The sequence below is a fragment of the Streptosporangium sp. NPDC049376 genome (assembly GCF_044466505.1).
GTDB lineage: Bacteria > Actinomycetota > Actinomycetes > Streptosporangiales > Streptosporangiaceae > Streptosporangium.
The window spans coordinates 513,352-527,979 of record NZ_JBITMT010000003.1; the positions used below are offsets into that span (position 1 = coordinate 513,352).

The following is a 14,628-nucleotide window of genomic DNA, read 5'->3' on the forward strand; positions in this document are numbered from 1 at the left end:
GAGAGGACGACCAGGGACCCTTCGCCCGGCGCTGAGGGGCCGGGGCGAGGGTTCGCGTTGACGACCCGCGGTGGGGATCTGTGGTGAGGGCCGTGGTGAGGGGTCAGCGCCGGGGGTTGGTTCGGCGGGTGGCCGTCGCGGACAGCGGGTCCTCGGGCCACGGATGCCGGGGATAGCGCCCGCGCAGCTCCGCCCTGACCGAGCGGTAGCCGTCGCCGCGCCAGAACGAGGCCAGGTCGTCGGTGACCGCGGCGGGCCGCCCGGCGGGGGAGAGCAGGTGGACGACCGGCGCGACCCCCGCGATCCTGGGCGCCTCGTCCCAGCCGAACAACTCCTGGAGCTTGACGGCCAGCACCGGCCGCTCACCCGAGTAGTCGACCCTGATCCGCGACCCGCTGGGCACCTCGATCCGCTCGGGGGCGGTCTCGTCGAGACGCGCGCTCCACGGAACCAGCCGGCCCAGGGAGCCCGCCACGTCCAGCCGTTCGAGGTCGGCCCTGCGGCGGGCCCGCGACAGTTCGGGCTCAAGCCACAGATCGACCGCGTCGAGCAGGGCGTCGTCGTCCACCGCGGGCCACGGCTCACCCAGCGCCCGGTGGCAGAAGGCCAGCCGTTCCCGCAGGGCGACGGCCTCGGGGGTCCAGCGCAGGATCGACAGACCCTCGGCGCGCAGGCCGGACAGGAGGGCGGGCCTGACGTCGGCGTCGGGCAACGGGACCGAGGACAGCTCGACGGCGCCAAGGCGTTCGACCCGGCGGGCCGAGACGTCACCGCGCCGCTCGCCCGGCGGGACCCGCCACACCACCTCCTCCGCACGGTCGTACAGAGGGGCGGCGGCCAGCCTGGCGGTCTCCTCGTCGATCACCACGGCCTGTCTGACCCGGGCGGCGGCCGACCCCGCGGGCCGGTCGGCGACCGCGACCGCGAGCCACGGCGCGCTCCCCAGCCGCGACCCGGAGGGCAGTTCGGCGGCCGTCCCCGAGGCCATCAGATAGGAGCCGCCCCGGCGCCTGGCCACCCGCTCCGGATAGGCCAGCGCCACCACCAGCCCGGCCACCGCGTCGTCCCCCATGCCCGAAGGGGAGGCGCGGCCCGCGTCGCGGGCCAGCCGCCGCGCCTCCTGACGCCAGCGGGCGGCGAAACCGTCCCCGCCCCGCCGTACGGCACGCCAGAACGCCACCAGGTCGTCCCCCGCGTCCCCCGGCAGCCGCTCGGACAGCAGCGCCACCACCTCGGCCGCCTCCGGCCCCACGTCCAGCAGGGCCCTGGCCAGGCGGGGATGGACCCCCACCCCGGCCATCTCCCGGCCCCTCGGCGTGACACGACCCCCGGGGGAGTCGAGGGCGCCGAGCGCGTGCAGGGTACGGCGGGCCGCCTCCATCGCGGCGGCCGGAGGGGGATCCAGCAACGCCAGACCGCTCGCGGAAGGGTCCCCCCAGCAGGCCGCCTGCAGGGCGAAACCCGTCAGATCGGCCAGTGCGATCTCGGGCGCGGAGTGCTCGGGCAGCCGCTCGTGCTCGACCGGCGACCAGCACCGGTAGACCACCCCGGGGGCCTCGCGCCCCGCCCGGCCCGCGCGCTGGGTCGCCGAGGCCCGGGAGAGCCGCACGGTGGTCAGCGAGCCGAGCCCCCTGGCGTGGTCGGTCCTCGGCTCCCTGGCCAGCCCGGAGTCCACGACGATCCGGACCCCGGGAACGGTCAGGCTCGACTCGGCGACCGAGGTGGCCAGCACCACCCGCCTGCGCGTGCCCGGCGAGAGCACGGCCTCCTGGACCCGGGCCGGGGCCTGGCCGTGCACCTGGAGCACCTCGACGTCCCCGAGGGGATGCGCGGCCACCCTGGCGATCTCCCCGACCCCCGGCAGGAAGCACAGCACGTCCCCCTCGTGCTCGGCCAGCGCCCGCCGTACGACGGCGGCGACATGGGCCAGGAAGGCCGGATCGACCCGCAGGCCGTGCGGGGGAGCGACCGTGGCGGGGGCGGGCGCCCAGACCGGGGTGACCGGGTGCGCGACGCCCTCGGCCCGCACGACCGGCGCGGGCGGCCCGTCCTGGCCGAGCAGCGCCGCCAGCGGAGCCGCGTCCGCCGTCGCCGAGGCCGCCACGATCCGCAGGTCGGGCCTGAGCGCGGACCTGACGTCCAGCAGGAAGGCCAGGGCGGTGTCGGCGTCCAGGTGGCGTTCGTGACACTCGTCGAGCAGCACCACGTCCACACCGCCGAGCTCGGGGTCACGCTGGAGCCGCCGCAGCAGCACACCCGTGGTGACGACCTCGACGACCGTCTCGGGCCCCGCCCGCCGCTCCCCCCGTACGGCGAAGCCGACCGGCCCGCCGACCTCGGACCCGAGCAGCCACGCCATCCGCCGCGCCGCGGCCCGCACCGCCATCCTGCGCGGCTCCGCCACGATCACCCTGCGCGGCTCCGCCATGACGAACGGCCGGACCGGCGGGTCACCGACCAGCCCGGCCAGCGCGAGCGGGACGAGCGTGGTCTTCCCTGTCCCCGGCGGCGCGGTCAGCACGGCCGTGCCGTACTCGTCGAGGGCGGCGGACAGCTCGGGCAGGGCGTGTCGGACGGGGAGGGCGGACCAGCCGGGGCGCACGGGGAACTACCGGGATCTCACGGGGTTCTCGTGAGGCTCCGCCGGGGACCTCACGAAGGGCTTTGCCGGGGTTCTCACGGGGCCTCAGGACATGGGGTCGAGGACGCCCGTGCTCACCAGGGCGATGATGACCAGGCCCAGGATGATCCGGTAGATCACGAAGCCGGTGAACCTGTGGGTGCTGATGTACTTCAGGAACCACGCGACCGCCGCGTAGCCGACGACGAACGAGATCACGGTGGCCAGGATCGTCGGCCCCCAGTCGGGGCTGTCGGCCTCACCGATCTTGAACAGTTCCAGCACGCCCGCGCCGAGCACCGCCGGGATGGCCAGCAGGAAGGAGTACTTCGCGGCCTCCTCCCTGCGGTAGTCGAGCAGCAGACCCGCGCTGACCGTGCCGCCGGAGCGGGAGACGCCGGGGATGAGGGCCAGCGACTGGGCGAAGCCGTAGATCAGGGCGTGCGGGAAGCTGAGGTGGCGCTGCAGGGTCAGCTTGTTGCGGGCCGTACGGTCGGCGAACCAGAGGATCACGGCGAAGACGATCAGGGTCGTGGCGATCAGCCGCAGGTCGCGGAAGACGGTCTCGATGCTGTCCTTGAACAGCAGGCCGAGCACGACGATCGGCAGCGTGCCGACGATGATGTACCAGCCCATCCTGGCGGCGTGGTGGGAGCGCAGGTCAGGCGTCCACAGGGACCTGACCCAGGTGGAGATGATCTCCCAGATCTCCTTGCGGAAGTAGATGACGACCGCCGCCTCGGTACCGATCTGGATCACGGCGGTGAACGCCGCGCCGGGATCGGTCCAACCGAACAACGCGGAGACGACTCTGATGTGGGCGCTTGAGGAGATCGGCAGAAACTCCGTCAACCCCTGAACGAGGCCGAGGACCACCGCTTCGAACCAGCCGATCAACTTGGGCACCTTCCGTCCCGGAGTACGTGCGTGACGTAGGCGAGGCTAGCGGAGCCGGGCACCTGACGTGACCCGGTCATTCGGCCGATACGCCGGTGTCATCCGAATCCGTGGGCCAACCGGTAGTCCTCCATGAGGACGTCACTCTGGAGGACAAGATGACCGAGTTCACGGAGTACGTCGCGCAACGTCATGAACGGTTGCGAAGAACGGCGTACCTCCTCACCAGAGACTGGGCGATCGCCGAGGACCTGGTGCAGACGGCGCTGGCCAGGGCATGGCTCGCCTGGCGCCGGATCGACGGCGACCCCGATCCGTACGTGTACCGGATCATCGCCAACACCCATGCCTCCTGGTGGCGGCGACGCTGGCGGGGCGAGGTCCCGACGGAGGTGATGCCCGACCGGGACGACGGACGGGACTTCACCCGGGAGATCGGCGACCGGGACGCGCTGTGGACGGCGATCGGCACGCTGTCGGGGCGTCAGCGCGCCGTGGTCGTCCTGCACTACTTCGAGGAGATGACCCTGGCCCAGGTCGCCGGCGTGCTCGGCTGCTCGGTCGGGGCGGTCAAGAGCCAACTCGGCAGGGCACTCGCCCGGCTGCGGGTCGACCAGGGGGTTCGGACGATGACGGGAGCACAGCGATGAGCCACACCGAGCACGACCTGAGGGAACTGCTCGCCGAACGCAGCACGGGCGGCCACGGGGGCGGCGCCCGGCTTGAGGACATCCTCACCGAGGGCAGGAGGATCAGACGGCGCAGGTGGGCCGCGGTGGGAACGGTCGCCGCCGTGACCGCCGCCGCGCTCGTCCTGACGCCGACCCTGCTGTCCGGCGGCACGCGGGGCGGCGGCAGCATCATGGCCCAGGTGGGCGAACCGATCAAACAGGTGGGCGAAGAGGGAGTACGGCTGGCGGGCGTCCGCTCGGAGGAGACGGGGAAGGCGGAGCGGCTCTCGTTCGTCCCGAAGAGCGACAAGACCTCCTACCGCGTCAACTGCGCCCACGCGAGCCGGGTGTTCGTGCGCTACGGCGACCGGGTGGACGTGGGCACCTGCGGGGAGAACGAGCGGGGACAGGAGTGGACGGCGTTCGGCAGCCTCGACGGGCTCACCGCCGGGGTCTCCGTCACGGTCGAGGTGTTCACCGTTCCCACCACGATCGAGGACACCCCCAAGGATCCGTCTCCCGAGGAGCAGTCTCCCAAGGGGTACGACCGGGCGCTCGCGGACGCCGTTCGTGGCCCCGCCCTGTGGGAGATCGCGATCCACGACCAGGGGGTCTCCAGTGCCTCCTGTTCGCCGGACATCTGCCTGGACAACGGAGCCCGCCTCGCGACCCAGGGCGAGTTCAACCTCGGGGGCCTGCCCAACAGCCACCAGGTCGCGGGCGGTCACCTCACCCAGATCAACGAGAAGCACGCCTTCCAGGGCACGGTGGAGGGCAAGGGCCGGGTGTACGTCCGCTGCGAGGGAGAGGATCTGCACGCTCTCATCTGGGCGGACAAGGCCGACAGGACCGGGGTCCTCGCCAGGTCCGCACCCTGCGGCGCCAAGCCCGTCATGTGGGAGTTCTTCGGCAACGGTTCGGCGGAGGTCACGGTCGCCGTCGTACGGCGCGACCGGCTGCCGCGCGGGGGTGACCTCGGCTCCGACCTGCAGGCCGCCTCGGGGGAGGCCGACCGCCTGCTGTCCGGGCTCAGGCCCGAGGCGGGGTCCTGGCACGTCGCCCTGCAGCAGCTGGACTAGCCGGCGTCGAAGTGGGCGTTCGACGGCCGGGCGCTCCGGTCCCTGTCCGCCTTCCAGAGGCGGACAGGGGCCGGACCAGGAAATCGTATATAAAAATCGTATATCGAAGAGGGGCCAGGTGAAGGGGGAGAAAAGGGCGATTTAGGCTGTCCCTGCCTGCCGTTCCACAACGACCGAGGTCCCCATGACGACTGTCTCCCCCGTCCCCTTCGACCCCGAGCTCGGACAACTGCTCGCCGCGATGCGCGGCGACAGCCCGCCCCAGCCGTTGAACGCCGAGACGCTGGCCGCCTCCCGGGCCGGACTTGAGGCCATGGCCCAGCCCGCCGCGGTGGTCATCGGCGACAGGCCCGTCGAGGCCGAGGAACGCACGATCCCGGGCAGGCCGGGAGCCCCCGACCTGGCCGTCACCATCCTGCGGCCCAAGGAGCGCGTGCCCGGCGCGCCGGGCCTGTACAACATGCACGGTGGCGGCCTGGTCATGGGCGACCGGCACATGGACACCCCCCGCCTGGTCGACATGGTGGTCGAGTTCGGCTTCGTCGTGGTCAACGTCGAGTACCGCCTCGCCCCGGAGAACCCCGGAACCGGACCCGCCGAGGACTGCTACGCCGGCCTGCTCTGGACGGCCGACCACGCCGAGGAACTCGGCTACGACCCGGAGCGCCTGATCGTCATGGGCGGCAGCGCCGGAGGCAACCTGGCCGCCGCCATGTCGCTGATGGCCCGCGACCGCAAGGGCCCCAAGCTGGCCGGGCAGCTGCTGCTGGTCCCCATGCTCGACGACCGCAACGAGTCCGTCTCGACCCACCAGTACGACGGGATCGGCACCTGGGACAGGGCCGCCAACCTCTTCGCCTGGAAGTCGGTCCTCGGCGACGGGGTAGGCGGCCCCGACGTCTCGCCGTACGCCGCTCCCGCCAGGGCGACGGACCTGTCCGGCCTGCCCCCGGCGTACATCGAGCTGGGGTCGGCCGAGCTGTTCCGCGACGAGTCGGTCGAGTACGCCAGCCGTATCTGGGCGGCGGGCGGCGAGGCCGAACTGCACGTGTGGAACGGCGGCTTCCACGGCTTCGAGATGTACTTCCCGGACAGCGGGCTCGGCCGTGACGCGCTGCGGACCCGCGACACCTGGGTACGCAGGATCCTCGGCCGCTGAGGTTCCCACCCGGACGTGACCCACAAGGGCCGTGACCCACAAGGGCCGTGACCCACGAGGGCCGTGATCCACGCGGGCCGTGACCCGCCTGGGTCACGGCCCGTCCATGTCGCCGCTCCGCCTGAGCCGTCGGTCCGGTCTGGGGCGTCGGTTCGCCTTGGGTGCCCGCCCGTCGAACCCTGTCAGGGTTTTCTCAGGGTCGGCGAGGGAACGGGGGTTCTCCCGCCACTCGTTGAACCAGACGAACAGACCACGACACGGGGAGAAGAAGTGCACCGTTCGAGAAACCACAAGATCATCGCTGGAGTCTGCGGCGGCATCGCGGAGAGCCTCGGCTGGTCACCCACCGTCGTACGGATCCTCTGGCTGCTGCTCTCCCTGCTGCCCGGCCCCATGTGGGTCGCCTACGTCCTGATGTGGATCTTCCTCCCCAAGGCACCGGCGACTCGCTACTGACAACTAATCTGGGGGCATGAGGGAACGGCCGCTGACACTGCTGCAGGACGACCTGGTCGACTACGAGAAGGCGATGGAACGGATGACCGACCTGGTCGGTCAGCGGCAGCGCGACGAGCGCTCCGACACGCTCTGGTTGCTCAGCCACCCGCAGGTCTACACCGCGGGCAGACGAACCCTGCAGCAGCATCTGCCCGACCCCTCCCACGGCATTCCCGTCGTCAACACGGGCAGGGGCGGCCAGCTCACCTACCACGGCCCCGGACAGCTCGTCGGCTACCTGATCGTCAAGCTGGGCGACGACGAGGGGATCGTCGACTACGTCCGTGAGGTGGAGCTCAGGCTGGTGCGGGCGCTCGACGCGCTCGACGTCCCGGCCGAGCGCCGCGACACCCCGCCCGGCTCGCCACTGCTCACCGGCGTCTGGACGAAGCGAACCGGGCGGAAGATCGTCTCGATCGGCATGCGGCAGAGCCGTGGCGTGACCAGCCACGGCTTCGCCCTCAACGTCGACGGCGACCTGACCCCGTGGGGCTGGGCGGTGGCCTGCGGCATGCCCGAGGTGGACATGACCTCCCTGGACAGGGAGATCACCTCGGCGACGGGCGTCATGGACCGGGTCAGGGCCGCGGTCGCGGCGGCCTTCGAGGCGACCTGACCCCTTCCCCCGGCCTTCACGACCGCCTGGCCGTACGGCCCACCGGGCTTCGGAACGACTGCCTGGCCGTACGGCTCGCCCGGTTTCGGAACGACTGCCTGGCCGTACGGCTCGCCCGGTTTCGGAACGACCGCCTGGCTTGTACGGTCACCCGGGTTCGGGACGGCTGCCTGGTCGTACGGCCCACGGGGCTTCTGGGCGGTCGGCTGGCCGTACGGTTCCGGCGGGCTTCGTGGGGCAGTCGGCTGATCCAGGCGCAGTAGGCTACGCCGGGGTGACGCGGCGAGAGCGGGGTGGTTCGCGGTGCGGAAGTCAGGCACTACGCCGACACTCGACCTGGTCGACGTCGGCGAGCACGTGTGCTGGATCGTCGAGCCCCACCAGGGATACGCGGCCGTGACCTCGGCCTTCCTGGCCGACGGTGAGCTGTTCGGCGACAAGGTCGTCATCGTCGGCTCGCCCCTCGACCCCATCGCCTCCGCGGAGGTCCCCAGGGACGCCACCCTCGTCGACCCCCGCTCCGTCCTGGGCGACGGCCCGACCCCCGACCTCGGCCCGATGCTCGGTCTCGTACGGCGCGAGGCCGACATGGCGGGACGACAGGGATATCGAGCCCTGCGCGTACTGGCCGTGATGGATCAGCTCGTCCCACCCGAGATCGGGATCGAGGCGCTGATCGACCACGAACTGCGCCTCGACCGGTTGGTGGCCGACCACGAGGCCATCATGGTCTGCGCGTACGGCCACGACAGCTTCGGCGCCGCGACCCTTGACCATGTGGCGTGTGTGCACCCCAGCGAACTGGGTACCGGACGCGCGGGACCGTCGTTTCGGATGTTCAGCTCGGGGCCCGGAGACTGGGCCGTGTGCGGAGTCGTCGACTCCGACGGAGCCGCGGCGTTCGGTGCCGCCCTGGCCGCCGCGACGGCGCTCTCACCGACATTACGGCTCCATCTCGACGAGCTGGAGCTGATGGACGCCGCCGGAATGCGCGCGCTCGTCGAGGCCGCCGCCGACACCTCGGTCCACCGGATCACGATCGAGGGCGCGAATCCGACAGTGAGGTCGTGCTGGGAGATGCTCGGCTACGGCAACTGCGAGATACGCGTGGAGCTGACGCCATGACTACCGAGACCACCGGTGTGATGGACACGGCGGGCCTGCGCCACGAGCTCTACACCTACTCCGGGGAGGAGCAGTTCCTCGCCGGGGTCCGCTCCTTCATCGACGACGCCCTGGCGGCAGGGGAGATCGTCCTGATCTCCGTACCCGAGGACCGCGAACGGATGCTGCGCGAGGAGTTGCCCGGCACCGACCCCGGCGTGGTGTTCATGGACACCGAGGCGCTCGGCCGCAATCCTGCCAGGCTGATCCCCGCCTGGCAGCGCTGGATCGGCGAACGGACGGCGGAGGGCAGACCGGTGCGCGGCATCGGCGAGACCGACTGGCACGGCCGGGGCGGCGCGGAGATCGAGGAGCTTCGCTACCACGAATGGCTGCTGAACCTCGCCTTCACCGGTTCCCCCGCCTGGTGGCTGCTGTGCCCCTACGACACCGCGACGATCGACCCCGAGACGATGCGGGCGATCAGCCGCTGTCATCCGTACACGTTGACGGACGACGGTTCGCGGCCCTCCTCCGACTACGTCAGGGAACCGTTCTCCTGGGCGGAGCTCGAACCCGCCTGCGACCCGTACGAGGAGTTCCCCTACGCCAGGGGGGACCTCGCGGCCGTCAGGGAGAAGGTGATCGCCTGCGCCGCGCCGCACGGGCTGACGGGAGACCGGCTGCGGGAGACCCTCGTCGCGGTGACCGAGGTCGCGGGCAACAGCATCGCGCACGGCGGCGGCCACGGGACTCTGCGCACGTGGGTGCAGCAGGGGTCGCTGATCTGCGAGTTCCGTGACGCGGGGGTGATGAGCGACCCCATGATCGGCCGCATGGCGCCCTCCCCGCGTTCGCTGCGCGGCCGGGGCATGTGGCTGGTGCACCAGATCTGCGACCTGGTGCAGGTCCGCTCGGCCCCGGAGACGGGCACGATCATCCGCCTGCACGTCACCCTTCCCGGTGTCCTCCCTTAGCGTCCCTCCAGGGCGTCCTCGACCGAGTCGGCCAGCTCGAAGAACGTCAGCAGTCCCGTGACGGCCAGCATGTGGCGCAGGGTACGGTTCGCACCGGCCAGGACGAGCCGGGTCTTCGCCTCCCTGCTGCGCTGGAGCACCCACAACAGCTCGGCCAGCCCGGTCGAGTCGCAGAAGGTGAGCCCGCTGAGATCGATGACGAGACAGGGGGCGGGGGAGGTGCCCCAGAGCTCGGCGAGCTGCCGCCGGAACACCGGCGCGTAGTCGTAGTCGAGATCGCCGACCGCGCGGACCACCACGGCGTCCCCGTGGGAGCCCGACGATACGGACAGTGCGCTCGTGCTCTCCGGTGACATCGGAACTCCTCTTAGGCCCGCTGCTCACAGGCGGACGTTCCCCCTGTCCTACCAGGTATTCGGAACCACCGCCTCCACGGACCCCGCCCAAGCCCGGACTTCCCGGGATCGGCGGTCCCTGGACGAGGAGTCCACTGGTCGACCGTACAGCGGGGCCCGAGCATGGGGGCATGACGACAACGCTGATCACCGGAGCGAACAAGGGACTCGGCCTGGAGACCGCACGCCGGCTCGTCGCGGCAGGTCACACCGTCTACATCGGCAGCCGGGACGCAGGACGAGGACGCCGGGCCGCGGAGGAACTGGGTGCGCGGACGGTTCTCATCGACGTCACCGACGAGGCGTCCGTCACGGCCGCGGCGAAGGTCGTCGAGGCCGAGGGCGGGCTGGACGTACTGGTCAACAACGCCGGTGTCGAAGGGCGGTTGCCGGACGGTGGCGTGGTCGGCACCGCGGACACCACCGGCGACATGACACGGACGGTGTTCGAGACGAACGTCTTCGGCGTGGTGCGGGTCACTCACGCGTTCCTGCCGTCGCTGCGGCGTTCGTCCGCCCCGGTCGTGGTCAACGTCAGCAGCGGCCTGGCCTCGCTGAGCGGCGTCGCCACCCCGGGCACACCGCTGTACGCCTACCCGGGACTCGCCTACCCGGCCTCGAAGGCCGCGGTCAACATGATCACTGTGCAGTTCGCGAAGGCGTTCCCCTGGATGCGGGTCAACGCGGTCGAACCGGGCTACACCGCGACCGACCTGAACGGACGCACCGGCCACCAGACCGTCGAGGAGGGGGCCGAGATCATCGTCCGCATGGCCCAGGTGGGCCCCGAGGGACCGACCGGCGGCTACTTCGACATCGACGGCCCCCTGCCCTGGTGACGCGCGCCCGGCGTCACGTCCGGCGGGGCCGGTGACCGGGGTCTCGGGGATGCCCCGGTCACCGGCCCGCCGTAAGCCGCCGCCACGGCAGGAGCCACCGTGATGACGGGGGCCGCTGTCGCGGCGGTGAGAGCGAACAGAGCGAGTCCACGGGAAGGCGTCATCGCTTTTCCTTTCGTCCCCCGGAATGTCTTCGTCACCGGAATGGACGTGTCAGGAAAACGAAAAGTTGCGTTGCGGGTGAACGACACGCCATCGAGAAACCGAAACGGTGGATTTGTTCTGGTGCTTTTCCGGTGTCCTTCCGTTTCTTCCGGGGCCGCAGAAGGTTCTCCCGGACCGGTGGGACGCTTTCCCGGCCCGGGAAACAAACAGGGAGCGGTCAGCGCAGGGTGTGGGCCCGTTCGAGGACCTCGGCCGGGGCCTTGGCCACAGAACCGGTGTCGAAGGGCGGCTGCGGGTCGTACTCGGTGTAGAGCTGGATCGCCTGGGCGGTCACCTCGTCGGAGAGCAGGGCGGCCAGCCGTACGGCCATGTCGATGCCGGAGGAGACCCCGGCTGAGGTGATCACCCGGCCCTGCCTGACCACCCGTTCGGAGGTGTAGGTCGCGCCGTACAACTCCAGGGCGGCGGTCGCGGCCCAGTGGGTGGTGGCGGTCAGGCCGTCGAGCAGGCCCGCCGCGCCGAGCACCAGGGCGCCGGTGCAGACAGAGGTGGTGAAGCGGGTCCCGGCGTGGATCCGGCGCACCCAGTCGAGGAAGGCGGCGTCGGCCACCATGGCCTGGAAGCTTCCCCCGCCCGGAACCAGCAGGACGTCGCAGCGCTCGACCTCGGCGTATCCGGTCGGGACGTGCACCGGGAGGGATCCCAGCACGTCCCGCACCAGCCCCGGTTCCGCCGTGACGAACCGCACGGTCGCGCCGGGCACGTAAGCGAGGATTTCATACGGTCCAATCGCGTCGAGCGGCTCGAAGCCGTCGAAAAGCGGGATCACGATGTCCATGCGCCGCAGCATAGCCATCACCCGCTCGGGCATTTCCCCGGGGCCGGGTGGCGCAGCCGTAAAAAATCGTTTTTTCGCGGTACGGCGGGAAAGAGAGCGCGGGCCGGGCCGGAATCCAAGCGCGGTATGACAGGGCCGGAGTGTCAACTTTCGTTAGCGGAAACGTCCACTTTCTCGGGCAGACCGGGTGGGACGGCGTCCCTAGCGTGGGGCGGCATGATCACACGATGGATGTCCGGCGCCACGGTCGCGCTGACGATCGCCACGGCACTCCCGGCCTCGACGGCACTTCCCGCGGCGGCCTCGGCGGTGCTTTCGGAGACGCTCCCGACGGCGGCCTCGGCGCGTGGGGCCGCTCTTGAATGGCGGCCCTGCCCCGGTGAGAAGAGCGAACTGGAGTGCGCCGACCTCGCGGTCCCCCTCGACTGGGACAAACCCGACGGGCGCAAGATCACGCTACGGCTCGGCCGCCTGCCCGCGACCGGCACCGCCGAAGGTTCGGTCCTCATCGCGTACGGCGGGCCCGGTGGCCCCGGCATCGCCACGACCCAGGCCCACGCGGAGATCTGGGCGAACCTGCGCACCCGCATGAACGTCGTCACCTGGGACACCCGGGGGTACGGCGAGCAGTTCGGCGGCCGGAGCGACGGCCTGCCGTGCGTCTGGACCCGCGTTCCCTACCCGGAGTTCCCGGCCGACGACGCCGACTTCGGCAGGCTCTCCGACACCAACCGTGGATACGCCCAGGCCTGCCGCCACGGCGACCCGGAGTTCTTCGCCCACATGAGCTCGGCCGACCACGCCCGTGACATGGAGGCGATCAGGCAGGCCCTCGGCGAGGAGGGACTCAACTTCTACGGCGCCTCCTACGCCGGGCTGTACGCCCAGGCCTACGCCCGCCTCTTCCCCGCCCGGGTACGCACGATGGTGCTCGACGGCACCGTGAACCACAGCGAAGCCGACTGGCTGAAGGAGGTCGGCGAGTCCGCCCGCGACAACCAGGCGGCGATGCGGCGCTTCTTCGACTGGTGCGACGACGAGGACACCTGCCCCCTGGGTGACGCGGCCCGCGACTGGCGCAGACTGCTCGCGAAGGCGGAGCGCGCGCCGATCGCGGCCCGCCGGGTCGAGGCGTCCTACGACGCCCAGGACCTGCGGAGCTTCGCGCTCGGCCTCGCCAGGGCGGGGGAGGAGCAGTGGCCCGCGCTCGGCAGGGCCGTCCAGGACGCTCTCAGGGGTGACGCCTCGGGTTTCGCCCCGCCGCGGGGCGCCCGCTATCCGGACCTCACGACCCCCGTCACCGAATGTCTCGACTGGCCACGCTTCCGCGACCGCGCGGAGACGGCGGCGGCGCTGACCAGGTTGCGCCGGATCGCACCGGACACCGGGGCCGCCTTCACCCTGGCGGCGGGGGCGCTGGCCTGCGTCGGCTGGCCGGTGGAAACGACCAACCCGCCGAAGCCCCTGCCGAGTGGCCTGCCGCCGCTGCTGGGCGCGGGCGCGTGGGTGGAGTCCGCCATGACCGCCCGGGTCGTACGGCAGGTGCCGGGCAGCGTCACCATCCGCCACGAGGGACCGGGACACACGCTCTACCCCTTCAACCCCTGCGCCCGCGACCACATCGACCGCTACCTCACAGACCGCAGGACGCCCCCGCGGAACACGGTCTGCTGACCTCCTTTCACGGTCCGTTCGCCGGAACCGGGGAGGCACGGAAGGCGAGCACCGCCGCCACGAGCAGCAACACCCCGCACACGGCCTGCTCCACGACCATCCAGGCCGGCAGCGCCAGGAACAGCACGACCCCGCCCAGGGCGACGAGGATCACGACGAGCACGATCCGCAGGCGCAGGAGCGCCCGGCCACCCCCCTGCTGGGCGCGACGGGCGAACACGAAGGTGAGGACCGACGTCGCCGCCACGATGACACCGCGCACCCACGCCTGCGGTGTGACGAGGGACGGGGCCACGGAGGAGAGGACGGCGATCGCCGCGACGGTCAGCACGCTCAACACGGCGTAGGCGACGACCAGGAACTTGGCCGTGCGCAGCGGGGAGACAGGCATGGTCATTCCTCCGAATCGGCGGTGGGAGCGGCCGGAACCGGCCTGACAGACCGCAGGAAGAGCGCGACGATCTCGCTGATGTGGTGATCGAGGTCCAACTCGGGACGCGCGAGGAAGTAGAACGCCGCCCCGTCGATGACGGTGCGGATCGACAGGGCGGTGACCTCGGCGTCGAACACGGTGAACTCGCCACTGGCCTGGCCGGACTCCAGCAGCCGCCGAAGCGGGGCGGCGGCGTCCTCGACCTGGACGACCTGGACGGCGCCGGAGTTCTCGATGATCCGCTGGGTCGCTCCGACGTGCGCGGGATTGAGCGTGATGAAGCGCAGGTTGGTCTCGATGTAGGTGCGGAGCTTCTCGGTCGGGGTCTTCGCGGCCCGCAGCCGCTCCGCCATGAACGCCGCTCCGTCCTCGAACAGCGTCGTGACGACCGCCTGGTAGAGCTCCTCCTTCGAGGCGAAGTGATACAGCGCGGTGCCCTTGCTGGTCCCCGCCTCCCGCGCGATCCGCTCCAACGAGGCGGCCGGGTAACCGTCCTGGCTGATCACCCGGACGGCGGCGGCGATCAGATCCTCCCGCCGGGCCCGCCGCGTGCGAGAAGGACTCCCGGATTCTTTCGACCTCATGGTCCAAAGTTAGACCGAATGGTCGAAAAAACCAACACGGGTCGGGAAGGAGATCCGAGACGTACTGTCGGCGGGAGCG

The 14,628-nt window shown here is 71.2% G+C and carries 15 protein-coding genes; 9 read left to right on the forward strand and 6 right to left on the reverse strand.

Going from position 1 to position 14,628, the window contains the following annotated elements:
• Positions 1 to 103 precede the first annotated feature (103 nt).
• The gene (gene hrpB, locus ACIBVQ_RS12240) at positions 104 to 2,602 is read right to left on the reverse strand and encodes an ATP-dependent helicase HrpB (protein ID WP_399177270.1); all 2,499 of its coding nucleotides are present in this window, start codon (positions 2,600 to 2,602) and stop codon (positions 104 to 106) included.
• A gap of 84 nt (positions 2,603 to 2,686) precedes the next feature.
• Entirely contained in the window at positions 2,687 to 3,526 is an 840-nt protein-coding gene (locus tag ACIBVQ_RS12245; protein WP_362912730.1) for an undecaprenyl-diphosphate phosphatase, read from the reverse strand.
• Positions 3,527 to 3,675: 149 nt separating this feature from the next.
• Between ACIBVQ_RS12245 and ACIBVQ_RS12250 the strand changes: the two genes are divergently transcribed.
• From ACIBVQ_RS12250 to ACIBVQ_RS12280, 7 genes are all read left to right on the forward strand, one after another.
• Positions 3,676 to 4,167, forward strand: coding sequence for a SigE family RNA polymerase sigma factor (locus tag ACIBVQ_RS12250; protein WP_352010749.1), 492 nt, complete (start codon positions 3,676 to 3,678; stop codon positions 4,165 to 4,167).
• A complete protein-coding gene (locus ACIBVQ_RS12255; protein ID WP_399177273.1) occupies positions 4,164 to 5,267 on the forward strand; it encodes a hypothetical protein in 1,104 nt (367 codons plus the stop codon). The genes ACIBVQ_RS12250 and ACIBVQ_RS12255 overlap by 4 nt, the downstream gene beginning before the upstream one ends.
• A gap of 184 nt (positions 5,268 to 5,451) precedes the next feature.
• Positions 5,452 to 6,426 carry an alpha/beta hydrolase gene (locus ACIBVQ_RS12260; RefSeq protein ID WP_352010747.1) on the forward strand — a complete coding sequence of 325 codons (975 nt, stop codon included), beginning with the start codon at positions 5,452 to 5,454 and terminating at the stop codon, positions 6,424 to 6,426.
• 270 nt (positions 6,427 to 6,696) lie between these two features.
• Positions 6,697 to 6,882 carry a PspC domain-containing protein gene (locus tag ACIBVQ_RS12265; protein ID WP_352010746.1) on the forward strand — a complete coding sequence of 62 codons (186 nt, stop codon included), beginning with the start codon at positions 6,697 to 6,699 and terminating at the stop codon, positions 6,880 to 6,882.
• Between the two features lie 16 nt (positions 6,883 to 6,898).
• Positions 6,899 to 7,540, forward strand: coding sequence for a lipoyl(octanoyl) transferase LipB (gene lipB / locus ACIBVQ_RS12270; protein WP_399177276.1), 642 nt, complete (start codon positions 6,899 to 6,901; stop codon positions 7,538 to 7,540).
• A 303-nt stretch (positions 7,541 to 7,843) separates the two neighbouring features.
• Complete coding sequence (locus tag ACIBVQ_RS12275; RefSeq protein ID WP_352010744.1) at positions 7,844 to 8,665, forward strand: MEDS domain-containing protein; 822 nt, start codon at positions 7,844 to 7,846, stop codon at positions 8,663 to 8,665.
• A complete protein-coding gene (locus ACIBVQ_RS12280; protein WP_362782780.1) occupies positions 8,662 to 9,621 on the forward strand; it encodes a sensor histidine kinase in 960 nt (319 codons plus the stop codon). The genes ACIBVQ_RS12275 and ACIBVQ_RS12280 overlap by 4 nt, the downstream gene beginning before the upstream one ends.
• Here ACIBVQ_RS12280 and ACIBVQ_RS12285 read toward each other — a convergent pair.
• The gene (locus tag ACIBVQ_RS12285; protein ID WP_352015499.1) at positions 9,618 to 9,977 is read right to left on the reverse strand and encodes an STAS domain-containing protein; all 360 of its coding nucleotides are present in this window, start codon (positions 9,975 to 9,977) and stop codon (positions 9,618 to 9,620) included. The two genes, ACIBVQ_RS12280 and ACIBVQ_RS12285, sit on opposite strands and share 4 nt — an antisense overlap.
• A gap of 170 nt (positions 9,978 to 10,147) precedes the next feature.
• Between ACIBVQ_RS12285 and ACIBVQ_RS12290 the strand changes: the two genes are divergently transcribed.
• Positions 10,148 to 10,855, forward strand: coding sequence for an SDR family NAD(P)-dependent oxidoreductase (locus ACIBVQ_RS12290; RefSeq protein ID WP_352015498.1), 708 nt, complete (start codon positions 10,148 to 10,150; stop codon positions 10,853 to 10,855).
• A 382-nt stretch (positions 10,856 to 11,237) separates the two neighbouring features.
• On the opposite strand, the gene ACIBVQ_RS12295 is transcribed toward ACIBVQ_RS12290, so the two are convergent.
• On the reverse strand, positions 11,238 to 11,858 hold the full coding sequence (locus tag ACIBVQ_RS12295) for a DJ-1/PfpI family protein (RefSeq protein ID WP_399177279.1): 621 nt from the start codon (positions 11,856 to 11,858) through the stop codon (positions 11,238 to 11,240).
• Between the two features lie 216 nt (positions 11,859 to 12,074).
• Here ACIBVQ_RS12295 and ACIBVQ_RS12300 point away from each other — a divergent pair, with 216 nt between their 5' ends.
• Positions 12,075 to 13,532, forward strand: a complete 1,458-nt coding sequence (locus ACIBVQ_RS12300) for an alpha/beta fold hydrolase (RefSeq protein ID WP_399177282.1) — start codon at positions 12,075 to 12,077, stop codon at positions 13,530 to 13,532.
• Positions 13,533 to 13,539: 7 nt separating this feature from the next.
• Here ACIBVQ_RS12300 and ACIBVQ_RS12305 read toward each other — a convergent pair whose 3' ends face one another.
• Together ACIBVQ_RS12305 and ACIBVQ_RS12310 are read right to left on the reverse strand one after the other, a co-directional pair.
• Entirely contained in the window at positions 13,540 to 13,923 is a 384-nt protein-coding gene (locus ACIBVQ_RS12305; RefSeq protein ID WP_352015495.1) for a hypothetical protein, read from the reverse strand.
• 2 nt (positions 13,924 to 13,925) lie between these two features.
• The gene (locus ACIBVQ_RS12310) at positions 13,926 to 14,549 is read right to left on the reverse strand and encodes a TetR/AcrR family transcriptional regulator (protein ID WP_399177285.1); all 624 of its coding nucleotides are present in this window, start codon (positions 14,547 to 14,549) and stop codon (positions 13,926 to 13,928) included.
• Positions 14,550 to 14,628 lie beyond the last annotated feature (79 nt).